This is a genomic window from Cognatishimia sp., from assembly GCF_049116455.1.
Lineage (GTDB): Bacteria > Pseudomonadota > Alphaproteobacteria > Rhodobacterales > Rhodobacteraceae > Cognatishimia.
The window spans coordinates 284,998-307,139 of sequence record NZ_JAGDYW010000003.1; the positions used below are offsets into that span (position 1 = coordinate 284,998).

Annotated in this window: 22 protein-coding genes; 8 read left to right on the plus strand and 14 right to left on the minus strand. The window is 54.0% G+C overall.

From position 1 onward, the window contains the following. Nucleotides 1–43: 43 nt before the first annotated feature. The 7 genes from JXQ85_RS06285 to JXQ85_RS06315 form a co-directional block, all read right to left on the minus strand. Complete coding sequence (locus JXQ85_RS06285; protein WP_421748031.1) at nucleotides 44–556, minus strand: holin family protein; 513 nt, start codon at nucleotides 554–556, stop codon at nucleotides 44–46. Beyond that, nucleotides 547–1,158, minus strand: coding sequence for a holin-associated N-acetylmuramidase (locus tag JXQ85_RS06290; RefSeq protein WP_421748032.1), 612 nt, complete (start codon nucleotides 1,156–1,158; stop codon nucleotides 547–549). Before JXQ85_RS06290 ends, JXQ85_RS06285 begins: the two co-directional genes overlap by 10 nt. A 160-nt stretch (nucleotides 1,159–1,318) precedes the next feature. Beyond that, entirely contained in the window at nucleotides 1,319–1,762 is a 444-nt protein-coding gene (ccmE, locus tag JXQ85_RS06295; protein ID WP_421748033.1) for a cytochrome c maturation protein CcmE, read from the minus strand. A 19-nt stretch (nucleotides 1,763–1,781) separates the two neighbouring features. Then, a complete protein-coding gene (gene argC, locus JXQ85_RS06300; protein WP_421748034.1) occupies nucleotides 1,782–2,810 on the minus strand; it encodes an N-acetyl-gamma-glutamyl-phosphate reductase in 1,029 nt (342 codons plus the stop codon). A gap of 143 nt (nucleotides 2,811–2,953) precedes the next feature. Next, nucleotides 2,954–3,766 carry a glutamate racemase gene (locus JXQ85_RS06305; protein ID WP_421748035.1) on the minus strand — a complete coding sequence of 271 codons (813 nt, stop codon included), beginning with the start codon at nucleotides 3,764–3,766 and terminating at the stop codon, nucleotides 2,954–2,956. A 48-nt stretch (nucleotides 3,767–3,814) separates the two neighbouring features. Beyond that, entirely contained in the window at nucleotides 3,815–4,720 is a 906-nt protein-coding gene (locus JXQ85_RS06310) for a lysophospholipid acyltransferase family protein (protein ID WP_421748036.1), read from the minus strand. Between the two features lie 115 nt (nucleotides 4,721–4,835). Further along, nucleotides 4,836–8,252: an indolepyruvate ferredoxin oxidoreductase family protein gene (locus tag JXQ85_RS06315; protein WP_421748037.1), complete on the minus strand. Its 3,417-nt coding sequence runs from the start codon at nucleotides 8,250–8,252 to the stop codon at nucleotides 4,836–4,838. Nucleotides 8,253–8,424: 172 nt separating this feature from the next. On the opposite strand from JXQ85_RS06315, the gene JXQ85_RS06320 reads away from it, so the two are divergent. The 6 genes from JXQ85_RS06320 (at nucleotide 8,425) to grxD (ending at nucleotide 13,695) form a co-directional block, all read left to right on the plus strand. Next, a complete protein-coding gene (locus tag JXQ85_RS06320) occupies nucleotides 8,425–9,327 on the plus strand; it encodes a LysR family transcriptional regulator (RefSeq protein ID WP_421748038.1) in 903 nt (300 codons plus the stop codon). A gap of 288 nt (nucleotides 9,328–9,615) precedes the next feature. After that, nucleotides 9,616–10,182: a DUF6151 family protein gene (locus JXQ85_RS06325; RefSeq protein ID WP_421748039.1), complete on the plus strand. Its 567-nt coding sequence runs from the start codon at nucleotides 9,616–9,618 to the stop codon at nucleotides 10,180–10,182. Between the two features lie 144 nt (nucleotides 10,183–10,326). Continuing rightward, the gene (gene purL, locus JXQ85_RS06330) at nucleotides 10,327–12,486 is read left to right on the plus strand and encodes a phosphoribosylformylglycinamidine synthase subunit PurL (protein ID WP_421748040.1); all 2,160 of its coding nucleotides are present in this window, start codon (nucleotides 10,327–10,329) and stop codon (nucleotides 12,484–12,486) included. A gap of 2 nt (nucleotides 12,487–12,488) precedes the next feature. Beyond that, a complete protein-coding gene (locus JXQ85_RS06335; RefSeq protein WP_421748041.1) occupies nucleotides 12,489–13,019 on the plus strand; it encodes a hypothetical protein in 531 nt (176 codons plus the stop codon). A gap of 69 nt (nucleotides 13,020–13,088) precedes the next feature. Continuing rightward, complete coding sequence (locus JXQ85_RS06340) at nucleotides 13,089–13,319, plus strand: BolA family protein (protein ID WP_421748042.1); 231 nt, start codon at nucleotides 13,089–13,091, stop codon at nucleotides 13,317–13,319. 13 nt (nucleotides 13,320–13,332) lie between these two features. Continuing rightward, a complete protein-coding gene (grxD, locus tag JXQ85_RS06345) occupies nucleotides 13,333–13,695 on the plus strand; it encodes a Grx4 family monothiol glutaredoxin (protein WP_421748043.1) in 363 nt (120 codons plus the stop codon). 84 nt (nucleotides 13,696–13,779) lie between these two features. On the opposite strand, the gene JXQ85_RS06350 is transcribed toward grxD, so the two are convergent. Both JXQ85_RS06350 and JXQ85_RS06355 read right to left on the minus strand, forming a co-directional pair. Then, nucleotides 13,780–14,175: a cell division protein ZapA gene (locus JXQ85_RS06350; protein WP_421748044.1), complete on the minus strand. Its 396-nt coding sequence runs from the start codon at nucleotides 14,173–14,175 to the stop codon at nucleotides 13,780–13,782. Further along, nucleotides 14,175–14,804: a hypothetical protein gene (locus tag JXQ85_RS06355; protein WP_421748045.1), complete on the minus strand. Its 630-nt coding sequence runs from the start codon at nucleotides 14,802–14,804 to the stop codon at nucleotides 14,175–14,177. Before JXQ85_RS06355 ends, JXQ85_RS06350 begins: the two co-directional genes overlap by 1 nt. 257 nt (nucleotides 14,805–15,061) lie before the next feature. Here JXQ85_RS06355 and tkt point away from each other — a divergent pair, with 257 nt between their 5' ends. Further along, nucleotides 15,062–17,035 carry a transketolase gene (gene tkt, locus JXQ85_RS06360; RefSeq protein ID WP_421749035.1) on the plus strand — a complete coding sequence of 658 codons (1,974 nt, stop codon included), beginning with the start codon at nucleotides 15,062–15,064 and terminating at the stop codon, nucleotides 17,033–17,035. A 74-nt stretch (nucleotides 17,036–17,109) separates the two neighbouring features. Here tkt and JXQ85_RS06365 read toward each other — a convergent pair whose 3' ends face one another. From JXQ85_RS06365 to JXQ85_RS06385, 5 genes are all read right to left on the minus strand, one after another. Then, a complete protein-coding gene (locus JXQ85_RS06365) occupies nucleotides 17,110–17,328 on the minus strand; it encodes a DUF6500 family protein (RefSeq protein WP_421748046.1) in 219 nt (72 codons plus the stop codon). 58 nt (nucleotides 17,329–17,386) lie between these two features. Beyond that, entirely contained in the window at nucleotides 17,387–18,352 is a 966-nt protein-coding gene (locus JXQ85_RS06370) for a DUF808 domain-containing protein (RefSeq protein WP_421748047.1), read from the minus strand. 89 nt (nucleotides 18,353–18,441) lie between these two features. Further along, a complete protein-coding gene (gene coaD, locus JXQ85_RS06375; protein WP_421748048.1) occupies nucleotides 18,442–18,933 on the minus strand; it encodes a pantetheine-phosphate adenylyltransferase in 492 nt (163 codons plus the stop codon). Between the two features lie 116 nt (nucleotides 18,934–19,049). Continuing rightward, nucleotides 19,050–19,484: a CBS domain-containing protein gene (locus JXQ85_RS06380; RefSeq protein WP_421748049.1), complete on the minus strand. Its 435-nt coding sequence runs from the start codon at nucleotides 19,482–19,484 to the stop codon at nucleotides 19,050–19,052. Between the two features lie 74 nt (nucleotides 19,485–19,558). Then, nucleotides 19,559–20,455 carry a LysR family transcriptional regulator gene (locus JXQ85_RS06385; RefSeq protein WP_421748050.1) on the minus strand — a complete coding sequence of 299 codons (897 nt, stop codon included), beginning with the start codon at nucleotides 20,453–20,455 and terminating at the stop codon, nucleotides 19,559–19,561. A gap of 123 nt (nucleotides 20,456–20,578) precedes the next feature. On the opposite strand from JXQ85_RS06385, the gene JXQ85_RS06390 reads away from it, so the two are divergent. Next, the gene (locus JXQ85_RS06390; protein ID WP_421748051.1) at nucleotides 20,579–22,078 is read left to right on the plus strand and encodes a CoA-acylating methylmalonate-semialdehyde dehydrogenase; all 1,500 of its coding nucleotides are present in this window, start codon (nucleotides 20,579–20,581) and stop codon (nucleotides 22,076–22,078) included. Nucleotides 22,079–22,142 lie beyond the last annotated feature (64 nt).

A 22,142-nucleotide genomic window follows, 5' to 3' on the forward strand; every position in this document is an offset into this window, starting at 1 on the left:
GGCCAATTCAATTCGGCGTGGATTGGCTGTTGAGGTCAGGGCATTACGTCGCGCTTTTCCAATCTCTTAGCGCTGCATTTTCTTCATCGCTATCCTGATTTGGTTCGGCATCCTGTTCAGCCAAAAGCAATGCCGCGTTTGATAAGCTTGCGGCCATAGAGCGTTGAAACTCCTGCCCTTTCATCTGGTGCCGCGCCCCAAAATAGAAACTGACAATGACGCCAAGCAGCCACCAAAGCGGTTCTGGTACCAATGCAATCCCCTGCATTCTTGCCGCAAACCAGACCGGATCAATCATCGCTAAAACAAACAACCCCAAACAGCCAAGCGCCATCAATGGTCGTGGCAACCGGTTCACGGCATCCATCAATCGGTCAAACCAGCCACGCCGCCCGTGCAGGAATTCACGCCCGAACTGCGACATGGCCGCTTGATGGCGTAAATGCTCGCGATTGGCGCCCGCCTCAGCATTTTCACGAAAGACTTCGGCGGTTTCACGCACCACATTGCGACCGCTTCCAAAGACGAAATCCAACAGGTTTGCGATCACGCCCATGAGGCCACCCGTTTTGTAAATTCGCTTTCGGTCAAATGGTAACGCGGCGACATGAATTCTTCAGCACGTTTGATCCAACCGCCTTTGTCCCCGCGCCGGGTCCGGGCGTATTTTCTCGACGCCGGACGGCGATCCGCCAGTCGAAAGTAATAATTCCGTCGCGCAATCGCATAGGCATCCGCCAAATGATCTGGTGCCAATACCGCCGCATCATCACTGGCCTGCGTTGTCTGAGGCCCAAGCTGACCATCCACGGTCACCGCCTGTCCCATCTGGTTAAGCAGACGTTGCAAAATCTTCACCGCGTTGCTGCCCGCGTTCACATACATGTCAAAAACGCTGGCCTGCAAAACCTCGGGTAAACGCGCGATCCCTGGTCCTTCAAAATAATGTTTCAGATAGATGTCAATGGCACGCTCCTTTGACACACGACGCACGTCCTGCGCATCCACATCCCCGTCACTGTCCAAATCCAATCCCAATCGTCGCAGTGTGCCAAGGGTCACCCCATGTTTCGTCACGCCACCGGGATCATCTGAATCATTCACATACCCGCCTTCACGCGCCACAATTTCCGCTGCGATTTGCCAAACATCAGGCATGACACCCTCCTTTGCTGATGCAAAGAAGCTGCCAAGCAAGGCTTAAAACCCAGACATGAAAGCGCGCGCGTCTTGTGCAACATAGCTTTTTGCAGGCTGTGCAAAGAAAAAGCCCGGCGCGATCACACCGGGCTGTTTTCATTCACATTCTAGGAAGCGTTTAGCTTTCAGGTTCGACATAGACGCCTTGCTCTTTCAAAGCATCCACGACTTCTTTCGGCATATATGTCTCATCGTGTTTTGCAAGAATTTCAGTGGCTTGAAAGACACCATCGATGTACCGACCTGTGCCAATCATGCCCTGATTTTCTTCAAACAGGTCTGGCAAAACACCCTTATAGGCCACGGCAACCGTTCCGCCACCATCCGTCACACGGAAGGTCACAGTCTCACCCTGACCGCGCACCAAGCTGCCTTCTTCGACCAGCCCACCCATGCGGAACTCTTCGTTGGCGGCAGGAGGTTCAGCCACCACTTCAGATGGCGAACGAAAATAGTTAATGCCATCCTGCATCGCATAGCCGATAAGGCCCGTCGCCAAGACCAAAGCCACAATTGCGACCAGCACGATCTGAATGCGTCGTTGTTTCTTGAGGCTTTTCATGGCCTCTCCTTTACCTGCGTTATGGGAAACACGGCGCGAGCATCAGGCCCGCTGTTTCCTCTTCGCCCAACATCAAATTCGCGTTTTGCAACGCTTGACCACTAGAACCTTTTGTCAGGTTGTCCAGCGCCGCCGTTACAATGGCACGGCCTTCGATCCGATCCGCAGACACTCCAATATGGCAGAAGTTACTACCCCGCACATGCCGCGTGCTTGGCGCTTGGCCAAAGGGCAGCATCTGAATGAATGGCTCAACTGCATAGGCTTTGTTAAGCGTCTCATGGATCACATTTGCATCACCTTGCACATAGACCGTCGCCAGAATGCCCCGGTTTGCAGGCACCAGATGCGGCGTGAACTGTACTTTGACCGGACGACCCGCGATGGCGGAAAACTCTTGATCAAACTCGCCCAAATGGCGATGTGTGCCACCGATTGCATAAGGGTGATAGCCTTCGCTTAGCTCGGCATGCAGCAGATTCTCCTTTAAGGACCGACCTGCGCCAGAGACTGCACATTTGAGGTCCAGAATGATCTGATCCAGATCAATCACCCCTGCTTCGATCAAAGGACGCAGCGCATATTGGCCGGTGGCTGCATTACAACCCGTACCAGCGACCAGACGCGCCCCCTTGATATCTTCGCGGTAGAATTCGGTCAGGCCATAAACCGCTTCAGTCTGGCATTCCAAAGCGTCGTGCTGACCGCCGTACCATTTGACGTATTCTTCTGGATCACGCAGACGGAAATCCGCTGACAAATCAACAACTTTCACAGTCTTTGGCAGGGCTTTGATAACTTTCTGGCTGGTCGCATGCGGCAATCCACAAAAGACCAGATCAACATTACCAAAATCGATCTCTTCGATCTTGACCAGATCCGGCAGGTTCAAATGGCGCAGATGCGGAAATACATCCTCATAGGCCATGCCCGCTTTTGAATTCGCAGCCAGGGCCACGATTTCCATAGACGGGTGTGTCGCGATCAAACGCACGAGCTCTGCACCGGTGTAGCCAGAAGCACCGAGAATTGCGATTTTATGGGTCATCTTCGACCTTTCCGTATCCTTAGGGCTTAGATAGGCAGCCCTGCGGCTGACACCAGCCACAAAATGTCACAGTTGGGAGTGGGTTTTAGGCAGGTGCAGGCCTGAACTCAAGCCTGCATCCAATGCCTTCAACATCAGCGCCGTTAGGCAGAGATAAACTCAACCCGTCGTCGCAGGAATTGCGTCGCGCGATCCGAGACACGTTTGGGATCACCTGTGGTCAGGAACATGCTTTCCTGTCCTTCCCCGCGCATGGCCGGGTGGCGACCTAGATAATCGCCAAGGCTGGCCGCAACCAGATTGGCTTGGCTATAGACTTTCACGTCTGGCCCCAGCGCGTCTTGAAAGGTTTCTTCCATCCACGGGTAGTGTGTACAGCCCAGAATGGCCGCTTCCGGCGATGGCATTTTGCGTTTTAAAGCTTCAACATGGCTACGCACCAGGGCTTCTGCCAGGATCGTATCGCCATCTTCAATAGCATCGACTACGCCCCCACAGGCTTGGGCTTCAACATCTACACCAATGGCTCGAAAGGCCAGTTCGCGTTGGAAAGCACGGCTCGAAACAGTGGCTGGCGTCGCAAAAAGCGCCACATGTTTTACGGCCACCTCGCGTGGCGGGCTATTGTCGCCCCAGTTGCGCTCGGTCATGGCTTCGATCAAAGGCACAAAGACCCCAAGCACGCGCTTGTCTTCGGGCAGCCAGCTTTCCTGCATTCGGCGTAAGGCCGCCGCACTTGCCGTATTGCAGGCCAGGATCACCAGATCACAGCCTGCATCCCAAAGCCGTTCAACCGCAGAGGTGGTTTTTTCAAAGATATCATCGGCATCGCGCACGCCGTAAGGCGCATGGGCATTGTCGCCAAAGTAAACAATCGGTTGATCCGGCATCGCCTGATGCACGGCGTCATAGACCGTTAATCCACCTAATCCGCTGTCAAAAATACCAACTGCCATGGTAATGCCCTTGTCTTTTATGCCTGTCTTTACTGACGGCCTGGACCTTTAGTCCTTATATTTATCTTCGAATTCAAACCCATAGGCCGATGCATCCAGCCCCTTTGGGGACAAAGCATAGGTACGCATCCGCAGGAAGTCCATCAGACGTTTACGATCACCTTTGAACGTCTCGAGTTCTGCAGGATCAATCGGCGCACCCACTACAATCTGGACCGGCGTATCAACACGTTTTTTGAATTCGCGGATCAGAAACCCCATGCGTAGGGTGTAATGAAGATGGCTAGCGATCTGAAACAGCCGCGTCGTGGTGCCATCAAAGAAAATCGGCACAACCTGTGCATCTGATTTTTGCACCATTCGCGCTGTAAATCCGCGCCATACCGGATCAAGCGGAACACCAAATGGCCTCTCTGCCGTTGACACTGTACCACCCGGAAAAATGCCAATTGCCCCACCTTGATGCAGATAGTCCAAGGCGACTTTGCGGGTCTGAATGTTCAGTTTCAGCGCTTCTTTGGAGGTGTCAAAGCTGATCGGCAGGATGATCTTGTTCAAATCTTCGGCTTTGCGAAACACCTGATGTGCCAGAATACGAAAATCGCCCCGCAGCGTGCTTAGGATATGCCCCATCGCCAGCCCATCCAGAATGCCATAAGGGTGATTGGCAATCAGCAACAAAGGCCCCTCTTTTGGGATCAAATCAAGCGAGCCGCCAGTGATCTCTAGCTTGATGCCATAGCGGGTCATCATGATCTGCCAGAAATCGGCCCCTGCCGCGACTTCGTCTTCGTAACCATTGGCCCGTTTGATCAGACCAATCCGGCCCGTCGTGTTCTCCATCAAACGGATCATCATTTCGCCAGCGGCGGTTTCAGCGGAATAGGCATAGCTGATGTCGCGTGCGGTGGCGTCGCTGTCCGGGTGCGTGGCGGGTGGTGTCGTCAAAGTCATGGTCTCCGTCTGCATGTATCTATGCAACACGGCCCAAAAACAAACAGCCCCGAAATTCGGGGCTGCTTTGAATTTTTTGTCAGATGTGTCTGGAAAACCCAGACTATTCGGTTGCTTATTCCGCGGCCTGCGCCACTGGACTTGTGTCACGCAAAGCCGCCAGCAGCTCTTCACGACGTTTGGCCGCTTTGGCTTCATTGGCTTCCTTCACAGGACCGTAGCCTTTGATCTGCAATGGCAGTTCCGCCAAGGCAATCGCCGCCTCATGGGCCTGCTCACCTTGCTTTGCTAGGATCGCATCCATGTCTTGCTCGTATTGTGCAATCAAAGCGCGCTCCATTTTGCGCTCTGCCGTCCGACCAAAGATGTCAAACGCGGTGCCCCGCAGGCCTTTCATCTTGGAAAGCAGTTTGAACCACCGCAGCATGCCTTGACCAAACTCGCGCTTTTCAGGACGCCCATTTGGACCCATTTTCGAGATCATGGGCGGCGCGAGATGGAAAGACATTTCAAAGTCACCCTCAAACTGCGCCTCAGCTTTTGCACGTGTTTCCAGATGCATACGCGCCACTTCATACTCGTCTTTATAGGCAAGCAACTTGTGGTAACCCTTGGCCACAGCCTCTTTAAGGCGCGGATCAGCGATCCCATCCAAACGAGCCAGATATTTGTCCGCAAGCTTCTGATCTTGGTACTTCACCAATTGCTCGACACGGAAAGCAATCTTATCATCCAAAGTCTTAGGCAATGGCACCACATTCGGCTCCATCATGCGCTCTGCCTCTTCAGGGTAGACCGCAGACCAGCGACCAAGTTCAAAGGCACGCTGGTTTTCAGCCACTTTAGCACCATTCAGCTCAATCGCTTGGAAAATCGCGTCTTTGCTTAGTGGGATTTGCCCCAACTGCCAGGACGCGCCAAAGATCATCATGTTAGAATAGATGCTATCACCCATCATGACCCGCGCCAGTTCAGAGGCATCAAACAACATCAGCTCGTCCTTGAGGCGCGCTTCGAGTTGCAGCTCCAGCCGGTCACCCGGAATTTTGAACTCTGTGTTGCGGGTAAATTCGCCAGTGATAATCTCGTGACTGTTGACCACGGCCCCCGTGCGACCAGCGGAGGTCAGACCCAAGGTCTTTGCGCCAGCAGAAACCACCAAATCGCCACCAATCAGCGTGTCACATTCACCAGTCGCCACGCGGATCGCCGAAATCACATCCGGTGTTTCCGCCAACCGACAGTGGATATGCACCGCGCCACCCTTTTGGGCGAGGCCCGCCATTTCCATCATGCCAGCGGCTTTGCCGTCGATTTGCGCCGCCTGTGCGAGAACCGCGCCAATGGTCACAATCCCTGTCCCACCAACACCGGTCATAACCACGTTATGGGTGCTTTCGATCGGTGCGATCTCAGGCATTGGCAGATCTGGCATGTCAAATTCCGCCGCTGCTTGCTTGCGGATTTTGCCTCCCTTAACGGTTACGAAGGACGGGCAAAAACCATCCAGACAGCTGAAGTCTTTGTTACAGCTGGATTGGTCAATCGCCCGTTTACGCCCCAGCTCGGTGTCCTTTGGAACAATCGACACACAGTTGGATTGCACCCCACAATCGCCACAGCCTTCGCAAACGTCAGTATTGATAAACACGCGACGATCTGGATCGGGGAACGCCCCGCGTTTGCGGCGGCGGCGTTTTTCATTGGCACAGGTCTGCACGTAAATGATGGCAGACACACCTTTGATTTCACGCATCTTTTCTTGAACTGGCATGAATTCTTTACGTTCACGCACCATCAGACCTGAGGGAAATTTGCTTAGATCAATGTCTTCTTTTTGATCATAAACCAGAGCGATCTTTTCAACACCCATCGCCTGCAATTCGCGTGCGATTTGCTCTGCTTTCAATCCGCCATCCAGAGGCTGACCGCCGGTCATCGCGACGGCGTCGTTGTAGAGGATTTTATAGGTGATATTGGTGCCCGCCGCCAACGCCGCGCGGATCGCCAAGGATCCTGAGTGTGTATAGGTGCCATCGCCCAAGTTCTGGAACAGGTGCTCGCGCTTGGAAAACGGCGCTTCGCCTACCCAATTTACGCCTTCCGCACCCATATGGGTGAAGCCTTCGGAGTTTCGCTCCATCCACTGCACCATATAGTGGCAGCCGATCCCTGCCCCGGCGCGAGAGCCTTCCGGCACTTTGGTCGAGGTATTGTGCGGACAGCCAGAGCAATAATGCGGCACACGCGTTGCCAGATCTTCGGCGTTGTCTGCACGCTGTGCAGCGTCGAGTTTATCAAGTCCCGCCTTCACGGAATCTGTGCCGCGGCCTTCTTCAATCAGAATGCCACCGATTTTCTGTGCGATCATGATCGGATCAAGTGCGCCACGCGTTGGGAAAAGCTCTTCGCGGCCCATCAGACCAGCGCCGCCCTTATACCACCCGTAGATGCGGCGACCCTGACGATCATCAAAGATCGCTTCTTTCACCTGAACTTCGATCAGTTTGCGCTTTTCTTCAACGATCACAATCAGATCAAGCCCTTCGGCCCAATCATGAAAGCCTTTCATATCCAGAGGGAAGGTCTGACCGATTTTATAGGTGGTGATGCCAAGACGCTCTGCCTCAGCCTCATCAATGCCTAACAGGTTCATCGCATGTGTCAGATCCAGCCAGTTCTTACCCGCCGCGGCAAAACCGATCTTTGCACCGGGTTTACCCCACATGCGTTTGTCCATTTTGTTGGCGTGCGAAAATGCCTCTGCCGCGAAACGCTTATAGTCGATCATGCGCGTTTCCTGCGCATGCGGTGTGTCAGGCGTGCGGATATTCAATCCACCTTCCGGCATGTCAAACTCTGGGATCACCAGGTTCATGCGATCAATCGACCCATCTACAACAGCGGTCGCCTCGATTGTATCTTTCATGGTCTTCAGGCCAACCCAAACGCCTGCAAAACGCGACAGCGCCAGGCCATAGATGCCGTAGTCGAGAATTTCCTGCACACCCGCCGGTGACACAACCGGCATATAAGCATCCACCAGCGCCCATTCAGATTGGTGCAACACAGTGGAGCTTTCACCAGTGTGGTCATCCCCCAGCGCCATCAGAACGCCGCCGTTTTTGGAAGTGCCCGCCATATTAGCGTGACGCATTACGTCCCCAGAGCGATCCACGCCCGGCCCCTTGCCGTACCAAAGACCAAAGACGCCGTCGTATTTGCCCTCGCCGCGCATCTCAGCCTGTTGCGTGCCCCATAATGCGGTCGCCGCGAGGTCTTCGTTCAATCCTGATTGGAATGTAACATTGGCTGGCTCAAGATGCTTTTTCGCCCGTGTCATAACGCTGTCCACCGCGCCAAGCGGTGATCCACGATAGCCTGACACAAAGCCCGCGGTGTCCAGCCCCGCGGCTTCATCTCGTGCCTTCTGCGTCAACATCAGCCGCACCAGCGCCTGTGTTCCGTTCAATAGAATTTGCTTCTTAGACAAGTCAAACTTGTCGCTCAACGAGACCTTTTGGATGCTCATCTGGCTTCTCCCCTCATCGCTCGATGGTCATTTAAGTATAGCGCAATATTAGGTCATAATTTCTGACCTACCCAAGGGAAATTTGTGACAGTTAAAAAGAAACCTCGCGTCACATATTCCGTTTTTTTGCTAATTATATTATGGGTTAGCGAGGTTTTAGAAAGTTGCGGATATGGACTGGGATAAGCTAAGAATCTTTCACGCTGTTGCCGATGCAGGCAGCCTGACTCATGCTGGGGACACCCTACATTTGTCTCAATCCGCAGTTTCGAGGCAAGTTCGTGCGCTTGAAGAAAGCTTAAATACAACACTTTTCCACCGTCATGCCCGTGGGTTGATTCTCACTGAACAAGGCGAATTGCTGTTTGAGGCGACGCGCTCGATGTCCAAACGCCTGGACGCGGCCGCCGCCCGGATTCGCGACAGCGAAGAAGAAGTCTTTGGCGAACTACGTGTCACCACGACGCTTGGCTTTGGCACGCTTTGGCTGGCCCCGCGCCTGCACAAGCTTTACGAGCTGCACCCAGATCTGAATATCGACCTCATGCTTGAGGAAAAAGTGCTCGACCTGCCCATGCGCGAGGCCGATGCCGCAATTCGCATGAAGGAACCCAGCCAGGCTGATCTGATCCGCAAACGCATGATGAGTGTGCGTATTCGACTGTTCGCCACGCAGGCCTATCTTGATAAACATGGCACGCCTGAAACCATCGAAGATCTCACAAACCACCGTTTGATCTATCAGCGCACAGAATCTCTTCAGGTTGGGGCAAGCTCGTCACTGACTCAGTCCTTGCTGGCAAATGAAATCCCATCGCGTCTGATGGTGAACAACTACTTCGGTGTTTTGCAAACAGTCCTGCATGACCTCGGTATCGGCGTTCTGCCGGACTATGTGGTCGAGGAGCACCCAGAGTTGGTGCGTGTCCTACCCGATGTGGATAGCGAAGATGTGCCGGTTTACCTCGCCTACCCCGAGGAGCTGCGCCACTCCAAACGCATCCAAGCCTTCAGGGACTTTGTTCAGGACGAGATCAAAGATTACCGCAAACACCTGCGGGAATTGTCAGCCTGAGACCAGCCATGCAAATAGTGCATAGCGGGTTTGACGCAACACATCTTGCTCGTTCGCATACTGCACACTATTTCAGCTCTCGAAGACGATGATTGCACTTTGGCGCATCATCTTCATACCTCCCTGTTGGACTTCGGCCGAGCTTATTGCTCGGCCTTTTTTTTGCGCAACGATCCGCCCCACAAAAGCGTAAATCGCCCAGCATTTCAGCACCTGACCTCATGTCAGGAATTGTCAGGGCTTCCGCGTATCCATAAGCTGCCTAATATTCACGCGAGACAGCTCCTTATGACCAAATCCCCTTCTGATCTTACCTGTGCCTGTGGCGCGACCCATTGGACCATCAAAAGCCAAGCAGAGGGGCGGCATTTGAAATGTCATTGCATGGATTGCCGAAGCTTCGCCAACCATCTGGGCCGCGCGAGTCGCCATATCGAAGATGACGGCGTGCGAATTTTTCAGACCTATCCGGGGAATGTGGCATTCACCAAAGGGGGTGATAACCTGACCGCGCTTAGACTAAGCCCAAAAGGCATCCTGCGGTGGTACACAAGCTGCTGCAACACACCCGTCGCAACGACCATTGCTAAGGCGGGCCTGCCGTTTTGCGGGATGTCGCTTCCAAACGATCATCCGGATTTTGGCCCTGTGAAAACGATGGTTTTCACCAAGGACACAGATCGCGGCCTCAAGGACAAGGCGGTCCTGCCGGGCATTCTGTCTTTACTTGCCCGTGCGGCATCTGTCAGGATCACAGGCCGCGAGTATAAGGCACCTTTCTTTGCCCCTGATGGCGCTCCGACCACAGACCCAAGTGTTCTGACGCTTGAGCAACGCAAAGCTGCCCAGCCTTAACGACATATTTAACCTAAAAACCGCAGCTCTTGGCATTTGGCGCGCCTTTGGACCAAGCGCCCCCTTCCCCTTTTGCAATCCTTGTCGTAAAGAGCGCGCAACATCATCCCACATGCCACCGCATTGCAAAGTCAGGGGACACATATGCAAGATCCGGCCATCACCGAAGACGTCATCGCGAGCCATGGTTTCACACCAGAAGAATACGCTGAGGTGATTAATATTCTGGGTCGCGACCCGACTTTCACCGAGATGGGTATTTTCTCTGCAATGTGGAACGAGCACTGTTCCTATAAGTCCTCCAAAAAATGGCTGCGCACCCTGCCAACCGATGGCCCTCAAGTCATTTGTGGTCCGGGCGAAAACGCGGGCATCATCGACATTGGTGACGGCGACGCAGTTGTTTTCAAAATGGAAAGCCATAACCACCCGTCCTACATCGAACCCTACCAAGGTGCAGCAACCGGCGTTGGTGGCATTTTGCGGGACGTTTTCACCATGGGTGCGCGTCCGATTGCGGCGATGAACTCTTTGAGCTTCGGCGAAACCTCCCACCCTAAGACTAAACAACTGGTCAACGGTGTGGTTGAAGGCGTTGGCGGCTACGGCAACTGCTTTGGTGTTCCAACCGTAGGCGGCGAAGTGCGCTTTCACCCGGCTTACAATGGCAACTGCCTTGTGAACGCCTTCGCGGCGGGTCTGGCGAAAACTGACAGCATCTTCTATTCGGCGGCGTCCGGTGTGGGCATGCCGGTTGTGTACCTCGGCGCAAAAACAGGCCGCGACGGTGTAGGCGGCGCGACTATGGCGTCGGCAGAATTTGACGACACGATCGAAGAAAAGCGTCCAACTGTTCAGGTCGGCGACCCGTTCACCGAAAAACGCCTGATGGAAGCCACGCTTGAGCTGATGCAGACCGGCGCTGTAATTTCTATTCAAGACATGGGTGCAGCCGGTCTTACTTGTTCCGCCGTTGAAATGGGCGACAAAGGTGGTCTGGGCGTGAAGCTCAACCTCGAAGACGTACCACAGCGCGAAGAGAATATGACAGCTTATGAAATGATGCTGTCTGAATCTCAGGAACGCATGCTGATGGTTCTAAATCCAGAACTCGAAGAAGAAGCGCGCGCAGTCTTTATCAAATGGGATCTGGACTTTGCCATCGTCGGCGAAACCATGGCCGAAGACCGGTTCTTGATCCTGCACAATGGCGAAGTCAAAGCCGACCTGCCACTGTCCAAACTCTCTTCGACTGCACCAGAATATGACCGCCCGTGGGTCGAAACACCGGCAGCAGAGCCGCTGGCAGATGTGCCACAGGTCGATCCGATCGATGGTCTGAAGGCGCTGATTTCCTCGCCAAACTACGCGGGCAAACAGTGGGTCTATGACCAATATGACTCTATGGTCATGGCCGACACCGCGCGTGGTCCAGGCAAAGGCTCTGGCCTGCTGCGTGTGCATGGCACCGACAAAAAACTGGCGTTCACATCCGACGTGACACCGCGCTACGTGAAAGCGAACCCGGTTGAAGGCGGCAAACAGGCCGTCGCAGAAGCTTACCGCAATCTGACGGCTGTCGGTGCCCTGCCATTGGCGACCACCGACAACCTGAACTTCGGCAACCCAGAGAAGCCTGAAATCATGGGCCAATTCGTGGGCGCGATCAAAGGCATTGGCGAAGCAGTTGCAGCACTTGATATGCCAATCGTTTCCGGCAACGTCTCGCTTTACAACGAAACCGACGGCAAAGGCATCCTGCCAACCCCAACCATCGGCGCGGTCGGTCTGGTTGCAGCTGATGAAGATGCGATCGAAGGCGAAGTGCGCGAAGGCCACGTCGCACTGTTGATCGGCGCAACAGGTGAACACCTTGGTCAATCCGCTCTGTTGGCAGAAGTTTTCAACCGAGAAGAAGGCGACGCGCCTGCGATAGATCTGGCTGAAGAAAAGAAAAACGGCGAATTCATTCGGGCCAACCGCGATCTGATCAAAGTCTGCACCGATCTGGCAGACGGCGGCCTTGCGCTTGCTGCGTTTGAACTGGCTGAAGAGGCTGGCGTTGGCGTGCACCTCGATAGCGACGCAACACCAGAGCTCTTTGGCGAAGACCAAGCGCGTTATCTGGTGGCGTGCAACTTTGATCAAGCCGAAGCCCTGATGCTGGAAGCTGGAAAAGCGGGCGTAACCATCCAGACCGTTGGTAAATTCGCAGGTGACACTGTGAAATTTGGCAGCTCTGAAGCACCACTGGCTGATTTGGCAGAGATCTTCCGCGGCAGCTTTGCCGCAGCGGTGGCGTAATCATGTCGGGGGAAATCACCCCTTTCCCCGATCTTACCGCTGATTGCACAAAATGTGCCGCGCTCTGTTGCGCGGCATATCCATTTGATGAAGACGAAGATTTTGCGCTTCTCAAAGAGGTCGACTCCCCTTGCCCGAACCTGTCAAAATCCTGTTTTGACTGCACCATCCACGCCAAGCTGGCCAAAAGCGGCTTTTCAGGCTGCGTGGCCTATTCCTGCGCGGGCGCAGGTCAGCGGGTCACCCAAGAGCTGTTTGACGGAGAAACTTGGCGTGATGATCCGGACCTTCTGACTCATATGACCTACGCACTACGCGTGGTCCGCCCCATTCACGAGGCATTGTTGTTGCTTAAAGAAGCGCAACAGCTCTCCATTCCAGAAAGCGCCAGGGCAGAAGGCCAAGCCCTCATCGCCGCGCTTTGCCCGGAAAACCCAACCTCCGTTTATGATTTCGAAGACCCAGAGGTCCAAGAGGCCTTGGGCCAAGTGCCTGACTACTTCCATTCTTTGGCACCATTTGTCTCGGTCTAGAGGCTGAATGGCGCTTGCAGCCCCCAATGCTGCATCCTAGATTAAGCTCAACGACCAATAGGAGCATTCATGGCCATTCTCGCCTCTGACATCGAAACAATGATCCGCGCAGGCTTTCCTGACGCAGAAATCACCGTCATGGGCAATGACGGCCAGCATTTTGCGGCCGAAGTGATTGATGCCAGCTTTGCGGGCATGTCACGTATCCAACAACAACGCGCGGTGAATGCCACCGTGAAAGCCGCTATCGATAGCGGCGAATTGCATGCTTTGGCCCTAACAACCAAAGCGCCCGAGTAAAGGAAACTCAACGATGACCGACGTAAAAGACCGGATCGACGAAACCATCAAAGCCAATGATGTGGTGCTTTTCATGAAGGGCACCAAGGAAATGCCGCAGTGCGGGTTCTCTTCCCGCGTGGCTGGCGTGTTCAACTACATCGGCCTGGACTTCGCTGACATCAACGTGCTGGCAGACGAAGAAGTGCGCCAGGGCATTAAGGAATTTTCCGACTGGCCGACCATTCCGCAGCTTTACGTCAAAGGCGAGTTCATTGGCGGCTGTGACATCGTCACTGAAATGACGCTCTCTGGTGAGCTCGACACATTGTTTGACGACAATGGCATCACTTATGACAAAGACATGGCGAACAAAATTCGCGAAGCCAACGCTTGATAAAATAAAGCCGGGCTGAAGCCCGGCCTACGCAAGATCGATATGTAGGCCGGGCTTCAGCCCGGCTTATCTATTTGCAACGCCCTACTGGGCTGCCTTTTCTTCAACAGCGCTCGCCAAGGCCTCTGCCCGCGCAGCGAGTTCCGCCATCGCATCGGTCACAGAGTTTGGAACAACCGGCACTTCAACCTTTTCAGGCATCGGGAGTGGCGTATTCTTCAGGCTTTCAATTTCTTCGGCTTGCTCAGCAACTTTGGCCTCAAGCTCGCGCATTTTATCGTCCATGCCTGCTGTTTTATCCGCCAGCATCAACCCCGCCATCAAAAGCATACGCGCTTCTGGGATACGCCCGATCTGGCTGGCCAGAACCCGGGCCTCATCGTCCAGCATCTTGGCGGCAGATTGCAGAAAATGCTGTTCGCCTTCTTGGCAGGCCACTTCGAAGGTGCGGCCGCCGATTGTGATATCAACTTCAGGCATCAGTGCAGCTCCTCTGAGTCAGCGTCCATAGTGTCATTGACGGGATCCCCCAACAGCGGCTGCAAGGTTTTCAGGATCACATCAGTTTCGGCGCGTTCCACCTCTTGTGCAGCTTGCAAGGCCTCAAGTTCTGCCTGCAAAGACTGATTGATGGCGTCTGCATCCACAACTTTGTCTTCCGCGGCTTTGCGCATGGTCGCGGCGTTGTAGCGCATCAAACGGTTGGTGCGACGCATGCGCACCAAACGGCTGTTCAAACCTTTCCAGGCCTCTCGCTCTGCTGCAGAGACCGACCGCATATATTCCAATTCATCCGCATGCGCTTTGTTCAGCGCATCCACATCGCCGCTCACTGGCGCAGCAACAGGTGCCGGTGTGTTTGCCGTCGCAGCCGCTTCTTCCGTCAAGGTCTCTACCTGCGCTTCAAGAGCCGCTTTGGCCGTGCGTTCAGCCGCAAGTTCATTTTCCAGTTCAGCAATCCGCGTAGCCTGTTCAATCACCGTTTCGCTTTGATCAGCAACATCAGCTACAGCCGCGTCGGACTGATCCGCCCCCAGTTGATCCACACCCTGTGCAATCCGGTCCAGCGCCGCGGACAATCTACTCTCTAGATCCGCAATATCACCCATACATGCTGTCCTTTCATCCGTCCCGCGTCTTGCTGCCCGAATCGCAGCAAATCTCTTATTTCCCTGAGTTTACCCAAAGGCTTTGCAAAATGCGCCCCCTTTCATTTCAACCACTTGCGGGCTGTGCTTAATCCTGCCGACAAGCCAATCCTTGAACTTATGCGCAGGCCTGCTATTGAGCGCTAACGCACATATAAATCAGAGGACGTTGCCAAGTGGACATCGCCGCATTGAAAGCCAAAAATCCTGACCATTGGATGAAGGCCACCGCCATCCGTGCCCTCGCGCTTGACGCCGTAGCAGCTGCAAATTCCGGCCACACAGGCATGCCTATTGGCATGGCCGACGTGGCGACGGTGCTGTTTGAAAAGCACCTGAAATTTGACGCAGCCAACCCACAATGGCCAGACCGTGACCGCTTTATTCTGTCTGCGGGCCATGGCTCTATGCTGATCTACGCGCTGCTCTATTTGGCAGGCGACAAGCAGGTCACTCTGGAGCAGATCAAAAACTTCCGTCAGCTGGGCGCATTGACTGCGGGCCACCCGGAAAACTTCCTGCTGGATGCGGTTGAGACCACCACTGGTCCTCTGGGCCAAGGTATTGCAAACTCTGTGGGTTTCGCCATCGCCGAAGAAATTCAGCGCGCGCAATACGGTAAAAAAATCGTTGATCACAACACCTATGTGATCGCAGGTGACGGCTGCCTGATGGAAGGTATTTCCCAAGAAGCGATCGGCATCGCCGGTCGCCACAACCTGGGCAACTTGATTGTCTTCTGGGACAACAACAACATCACCATCGATGGCACTGTTGAACTGTCTGACAAGACAAACCAAGTTCAGCGTTTCAAAGCCTCCGGCTGGCACGTGCAGGAAATCGACGGCCACGATCCAGAACAGATCGACGCCGCGATCACCGCTGCGAAGAAAACCAAAAAGCCATCCATGATCGCTTGCAAGACCCACATTGCTTTGGGTCACGCGGCACAGGATACGTCCAAAGGCCACGGCGCACTGACCGATCCAGATCAGCTGAAAGCCGCCAAAGACACCTGGGGCTGGAACTTTGGGTCCTTCGAAATCCCTGCAGACGTGAAAGCACAATGGGAAGCCATCGGTGCACGCGGCGCGTCCGATCGTGAAGCATGGGAAGCGCGTTTCGCTGAGGCTTCCACTCAGAAACAAGCCAAGTTCAACCGCGCTTACGCACTAGAAGCACCTAAGAAGCTCTCCGCAGCGATCAAAGCGCTGAAGAAAGAAGTTTCCGAAGGTCAGCCGAAAGTTGCGACCCGTAAGTCGTCTGAAATGGCGCTGAAGGTGATCAACGCGGTGATGCCTGAAACCGTGGGCGGCTCTGCTGACCTCACCGGTTCCAACAACACCAAGACCGATGATCTTGGCATGTTTGATACCGACAACCGCAAGGGTCGTTACATCTACTGGGGCATCCGTGAGCACGGTATGGCCTCTGCGATGAACGGTATGAACCTGCACGGCGGCATGCGCGCTTACGGCGGTACCTTCATGGCCTTCACTGACTACGCGCGCCCTGCGATGCGTCTGGCGGCCTTGATGAAACTGCCAACTGTATTTGTCATGACACACGATTCCATTGGTGTGGGCGAAGACGGCCCAACCCACCAGCCTGTGGAACATGTCGCGATCTCCCGCTCTACACCAAACACCTACGTCTTCCGCCCAGCGGATACTGTGGAAACAGCGGAAGCTTGGGAAATCGCAGTCACAACCAAGACCACACCGTCTGTCATGGCCCTGACCCGTCAAGGCCTGCCAACAGTGCGGACTGAGCACAAGCTGAAGAACCTGACCGAGCAAGGCGCTTACGTGCTGGCAGATTCTGAAGGCAAACGCCAAGCGATCCTGATCGCGACTGGCTCTGAAGTCGAAGTTGCTCTGAAAGCACGCGACCTGCTGCAAGCTGAAGGCATCGGCACACGCGTCGTTTCCATGCCATGCATGGAGCTATTCGCTGAGCAAGACGAAAGCTACCGCCGCAAAGTCCTGCCAGCGGGCCCTGTGCGCGTTGGTATCGAAGCCGGCGTTCGCCAAGGTTGGGATCAGTGGCTCTTGGGCGAGCGCGGCAAGTTTGGCAAAGCAGACTTTGTGGGCATGGACAGCTTTGGTGCATCTGCACCTGCTGGCCAGCTTTTTGAAAAATTCGGCATCACTGCAGAAAACGTAGCCGAAAAAGTCAAAGCGATGCTGTAAGCTACGCGACATAACTAAGATCAAGGGCGCCCCAATCGGAGCGCCCTTTTTCTTTGTCGCTCATTATGTATCGCTCATTCGCCTTTTTCGATCATTTCCTTGATCTTCACGGCTTTCTCAAAATGATCCAATTCATGGATTTTTATCCACCAAGTTGCCGCCTCATAGAGCGTTTCAGGATCGTCATTCTTATTGGCAAAAAATGCATAAAAGGACAGGCCAACAGCCTCTCCCTTCTTGGCAATTTTCTCGTCACAAACTCGAATGATTTTTGAACGTAAACTATTCCTCATACACTTCTTCTTGCCCAAATACCCCTGCCGGAGGCATGCCTCATTAATCCGCAAGCACCTAGGCTTTCTTAGGCCAAAGCGCCTTCCAAACCGGGGCAATCACCTTTGACGCAGCAGGAATAAGAACAAAACCAAGCGCCAATCCAAATACGCCATCCATCGCCGCCTTGCTCAGCCACTCAACGAAACCTTCCCAAGTTTCTGGCACAGTGTGAGCAGCCGCATAGGCCCAGTCGTGAATGTGATGACCCAGCCAGCCAATGCCAAGCTCCTCTAGCCCATGCACAATGATCGACCCACCAACCCATAACATGGCCGCCGTGCCAACAATTGTCAGCAGCGTCATGAACTTAGGCATAGTTTTCACAATCCCCCGCCCGAAGGCACGGATTGCGCCAATGGAACTGTTGCGCGCCATCCAGAGGCCCACGTCGTCCGCCTTCACGATCAAAGCAACAGAGCCGTAGACCGCTATGGTGATCCCAATACCAACCATGGCCAAGGTCACCGCTTCCATCCAGAAATTGCTTTCTGGGATCGCAGCCAAAGAAATAGTCATGATTTCCGCAGACAGAATGAAATCCGTCTTGATGGCCCCGGCGACCTTCTCTTCTTCCAGATGCGCAGGATCACCAGGCGCATCTTCGGGGAAGACGTGGTGATCATCATGGGGCACCAACAGGTGATAAATCTTCTCTGCCCCTTCAAAACAAAGGTAAGCCCCGCCCAGCATCAGCAAGGGTGCGATGAGCCAAGGGGCAAAGTTCGCCAGCAGTAGCCCGATGGGCAGAAGGATCAAGATTTTGCTTTTGAAAGACCCTTTGGCGATCTTCCAGATAATCGGCAATTCTCGCTTGGCTTCAAAGCCATGCACGTATTTCGGCGTCACTGCCGCATCGTCAATCACAGCGCCCGCGGCTTTGGCACCCGCCTTGGCTGCATTCGCCGCCACGTCATCGATCGATGTCGCCGCGATTTTGGCAATCCCAGCCACATCATCCAACAAAGCAAGTAAACCACTCATCACGCATCCCTTAGTTCCAAGCCCCGCTGAACGGGTTTGGCTCAAAGATAACGGTCAGAGTAGGAAATCCAAGGCCCGCTGAGGCGAATTTAGCCCAGGCGGTCTTTTAGGGCGCCATTCACCGCTGGTGTCACAAATTTACTAACGTCACCGCCAAGGCGCGCGATCTCTTTCACAAGCTTGCTGGCAATGGCCTGATGCTGCAGATCCGCCATCAGAAACACCGTTTCAATCGAGGAATCCAACGCACGGTTCATGCCAACCATTTGATATTCATATTCAAAATCAGTGACAGCCCGCAGGCCACGCACAATGGTCTGCGCACCAACTTCTTTGGCGCAATCAATCAGCAGGTTCTCAAAAGGATGCGCAACAATCTCGACACCTGTCTCTTGTGACAGTTCTTCGCATTCCGCCTCGATCATGGCGACGCGTTCTTCCAAGTCGAACAGCGGACCTTTGTCGCGATTGATTGCAACGCCAATCACCAGTCGATCCACCAGTACGGCGGCGCGACGGATGATATCAATGTGCCCCAATGTAATCGGGTCAAAAGTTCCGGGATAAAGGCCGATGCGCATTCTATTTCTCCAGCTTTCCGTCCAGGGAGTGGTCCTAGGTTAGATTACAGGCACGCAACATTATTGCGTTTAAAAATGCAAGGGATCATCTGTCGCATACGAAGTACTACGGGGCGTCAATAGCCCATAATCATGCCTTCCAAGGCATCTTTTTCCATCGCAAGCTCTGAGAGGCGCGCTTTCACAACATCACCCAGTGTGATGAGCCCCACCAAAGTGTCGCCCTCCACTACCGGCATGTGCCGAAACCGGCCTTCAGTCATTTTTGCAAGAATATCAACGGCATCGTCGTTCATTCCGCAGGTGATCAGCTTGCTGGTCATCATATCATCGACCTTATCGCTCATGCAGGCCGGTCCACGATTGCCAATTTCACGCACAATATCACGTTCTGACAAAATGCCTTCCGCGGTGGTGCCATCAGTTGAGACAATCACCGTACCAATACGCCGATCCGCCAATATTTTAGCCGCATCCTGAACAAGAGACCCGGGTTTCACCGAGACTACCTCAGCATTGCCCTTTTCTTTCAGAATCTGCTGCACCAACATCGGCATTCATCTCCGCATTAATATTTCGTTTTATTGAGCGTCGTCGCAATAAATGGAAAAGTCAAGCGTATGGGCTAGGTTAGCGCCTCCAAACGCGCAACTTCACGGCGCATGCCATCAGAAAGAGCTTCCGCGATGCGATTATGGCGCTCCAGACGTTTGTCATCCTCATGACGCAGCAAATAGAAGGAGCGTTGCAGCGAAAATTGTTCTGGTAGGACTTTCACAACACCAGGCAATGCTGGCAGTGAAAAGTCATGTACGATACCGATCCCTGCCCCCTGTCTGATCCAATTTGCCTGCACCGAAACCGAGTTTGACGCCAGATGAGGCGTTTCGATGTCAATTTCGCCAAGGTAGTCGACTTCCTTGGAGTAGATCATATCCGAAATATACCCAACGATACGATGATCCTGCAGCGCATCCAGCGTTGTGATCTCTGCATGGCGCGCCAGATAGTCCTTCGCAGCGGCAAGGCTTAGGCTGTAATCGCTGATCTTCTGTACCATCAACCGCCCAGTATCTGGCCGGCTGACGGCCACCGCAAAATCCGCTTCGCGTTTTGACAGGCTGAACAAACGCGGCAGCGCCACGATTTGAATGTGCAAATCCGGGTTCTTACGCGCAATCTCGGCACAAACCTGCGGCAAGACATAGTTTGCTGCCCCATCCGGAGCCCCGATGCGAATTTGCCCGCTCAGACCACCCTCTTGCCCGCTGAGAGCTTCATCCGCCATCTGCATGCTCTGTTCTGCACGCTCCGCATGAAGACACAGGCGCTCGCCCATATCCGTCAATGCATAGCCTGTGGGTGATTTCACAAACAAGGGCACATTGTATTGCGCCTCAAGCCGCGCAATTCGCCGCCCTACGGTTGCCGGATCCATCCGCAGACGCTTACCCGCCCGTGACAGGCTTTCATCCCGCGCCACGGCCAAAAACACTTTGATGTCGTCCCAATGCGTCTGCATTCCTCACTCTTGCATTTTTGCAAAATGGATTTGAATTTCTACGTCTTTTACAGAAAGATTTGCAAGGATATACTGAGAGCAGCACTCAAATTCGCGCTAGCAGCGCACGTAACGGAGCCCCTGATGCAAGAACTCACCCATTTGATTAACGGCGAACAGGTCGCTGGCACCTCTGGCCGCTTTGCAGAAGCGCGTAACCCAGCCACCGGTGAGATCATCACCAAGGTGCCTTTGGCCACCAAAGACGAGCTGGACGCAGCTGTGGCCAAAGCTGCAGTTGCTCAGGAAGCCTGGGCGCAGGTCAACCCTCAGCGCCGCGCACGTGTTTTCATGAAATTTGGCGCTCTGATCAACGAACATATGGACGAGCTGGCGGAAATCCTGTCCAAGGAACACGGCAAGACCATCCCAGATGCCAAAGGCGACATTCAGCGCGGTCTGGAAGTTGTCGAGGTCTGCATGGGCGCCCCTGCGATGATGAAGGGTGAATTCACTGGCGATGCGGGCGCTGGCATTGATCTTTATTCGATCCGTCAGCCTCTGGGTGTTGTTGCCGGCATCACGCCGTTTAACTTCCCAGCCATGATCCCATTGTGGAAGATGTCACCTGCAATTTCTTGCGGTAACGCCATCATCCTAAAGCCATCCGAGCGCACACCAAACACAGCCATGCGCCTGGCTGAGCTTTTCAAAGAAGCAGGCCTGCCAGATGGCGTTTTGCAGGTTGTGCATGGCGATAAGGAATGCGTCGACGCGATCCTGGACAACGAGACAATTCAAGCGGTTGGTTTTGTGGGCTCTACCCCGATTGCGCAGTATATCTACGGCCGCGCGGCAACCAACGGTAAACGTGCACAGTGTTTCGGTGGTGCCAAGAACCACATGATCATCATGCCAGACGCAGATATCGATAAGGCCGCAGACGCATTGGTTGGTGCTGGCTTTGGCGCAGCAGGCGAACGCTGCATGGCGATTTCCGTAGCCGTGCCTGTCGGTAAAGAAACCGCTGACAAGCTGGTTGATAAGCTCGTACCAAAAATCGAATCCCTCAAGGTTGCACCTTACACAGGTGGCGATGATGTCGACTTTGGCCCAGTGATCACCGCGCAAGCGAAAGACCGGATCGAAGGTCTGATCAGCTCTGGTGTTGAACAAGGCGCGAAAATTCTAACTGATGGCCGTGATCTTTCGATCCAGGGTTATGAAGACGGGTATTTTGTCGGCCCAACACTGTTTGATGACGTGACCCCTGACATGGATATCTACAAAGAAGAGATCTTTGGCCCGGTTCTGTCCATGGTCCGCCAAGACAACTACGAAGATGCGCTGCAGTTGATCATGAAAAATGAATACGGCAACGGCACCGCGATCTACACGGGTGACGGCGATGTGGCGCGTGACTTTGTAAATCGCGTGAACGTGGGCATGGTTGGTGTGAACTTCCCAATCCCTGTTCCGCTGTCCTACTATTCCTTTGGCGGCTGGAAGAAATCTGGGTTTGGCGATCTGGATCAATACGGCCCAGATGCGTTCAAATTCTATACAAAAACCAAGAAAGTCTCCTCCCGTTGGTTCTCTGGCATTAAAGACGGTGCGGCTTTGAACTTCAAAGCAATCGACTAAATTGCCAAACGGCATATCTGTTAAAGCCTGCCCCTTTGGGCGGGCTTTTTTATTGAGGGAATTA

What these genes read in the sequence shown, in the direction of transcription:
- JXQ85_RS06285 (WP_421748031.1), bottom strand. Translation starts at nt 556, where the DNA reads ATGGGCGTGATCGCAAACCTGTTGGATTTCGTCTTTGGAAGCGGTCGC.
- JXQ85_RS06290 (WP_421748032.1), bottom strand. Translation starts at nt 1,158, where the DNA reads ATGCCTGATGTTTGGCAAATCGCAGCGGAAATTGTGGCGCGTGAAGGC.
- ccmE (WP_421748033.1), bottom strand. Translation starts at nt 1,762, where the DNA reads ATGAAAAGCCTCAAGAAACAACGACGCATTCAGATCGTGCTGGTCGCA.
- argC (WP_421748034.1), bottom strand. Translation starts at nt 2,810, where the DNA reads ATGACCCATAAAATCGCAATTCTCGGTGCTTCTGGCTACACCGGTGCA.
- JXQ85_RS06305 (WP_421748035.1), bottom strand. Translation starts at nt 3,766, where the DNA reads ATGGCAGTTGGTATTTTTGACAGCGGATTAGGTGGATTAACGGTCTAT.
- JXQ85_RS06310 (WP_421748036.1), bottom strand. Translation starts at nt 4,720, where the DNA reads ATGACTTTGACGACACCACCCGCCACGCACCCGGACAGCGACGCCACC.
- JXQ85_RS06315 (WP_421748037.1), bottom strand. Translation starts at nt 8,252, where the DNA reads ATGAGCATCCAAAAGGTCTCGTTGAGCGACAAGTTTGACTTGTCTAAG.
- JXQ85_RS06320 (WP_421748038.1), top strand. Translation starts at nt 8,425, where the DNA reads ATGGACTGGGATAAGCTAAGAATCTTTCACGCTGTTGCCGATGCAGGC.
- JXQ85_RS06325 (WP_421748039.1), top strand. Translation starts at nt 9,616, where the DNA reads ATGACCAAATCCCCTTCTGATCTTACCTGTGCCTGTGGCGCGACCCAT.
- purL (WP_421748040.1), top strand. Translation starts at nt 10,327, where the DNA reads ATGCAAGATCCGGCCATCACCGAAGACGTCATCGCGAGCCATGGTTTC.
- JXQ85_RS06335 (WP_421748041.1), top strand. Translation starts at nt 12,489, where the DNA reads ATGTCGGGGGAAATCACCCCTTTCCCCGATCTTACCGCTGATTGCACA.
- JXQ85_RS06340 (WP_421748042.1), top strand. Translation starts at nt 13,089, where the DNA reads ATGGCCATTCTCGCCTCTGACATCGAAACAATGATCCGCGCAGGCTTT.
- grxD (WP_421748043.1), top strand. Translation starts at nt 13,333, where the DNA reads ATGACCGACGTAAAAGACCGGATCGACGAAACCATCAAAGCCAATGAT.
- JXQ85_RS06350 (WP_421748044.1), bottom strand. Translation starts at nt 14,175, where the DNA reads ATGCCTGAAGTTGATATCACAATCGGCGGCCGCACCTTCGAAGTGGCC.
- JXQ85_RS06355 (WP_421748045.1), bottom strand. Translation starts at nt 14,804, where the DNA reads ATGGGTGATATTGCGGATCTAGAGAGTAGATTGTCCGCGGCGCTGGAC.
- tkt (WP_421749035.1), top strand. Translation starts at nt 15,062, where the DNA reads ATGAAGGCCACCGCCATCCGTGCCCTCGCGCTTGACGCCGTAGCAGCT.
- JXQ85_RS06365 (WP_421748046.1), bottom strand. Translation starts at nt 17,328, where the DNA reads ATGAGGAATAGTTTACGTTCAAAAATCATTCGAGTTTGTGACGAGAAA.
- JXQ85_RS06370 (WP_421748047.1), bottom strand. Translation starts at nt 18,352, where the DNA reads ATGAGTGGTTTACTTGCTTTGTTGGATGATGTGGCTGGGATTGCCAAA.
- coaD (WP_421748048.1), bottom strand. Translation starts at nt 18,933, where the DNA reads ATGCGCATCGGCCTTTATCCCGGAACTTTTGACCCGATTACATTGGGG.
- JXQ85_RS06380 (WP_421748049.1), bottom strand. Translation starts at nt 19,484, where the DNA reads ATGTTGGTGCAGCAGATTCTGAAAGAAAAGGGCAATGCTGAGGTAGTC.
- JXQ85_RS06385 (WP_421748050.1), bottom strand. Translation starts at nt 20,455, where the DNA reads ATGCAGACGCATTGGGACGACATCAAAGTGTTTTTGGCCGTGGCGCGG.
- JXQ85_RS06390 (WP_421748051.1), top strand. Translation starts at nt 20,579, where the DNA reads ATGCAAGAACTCACCCATTTGATTAACGGCGAACAGGTCGCTGGCACC.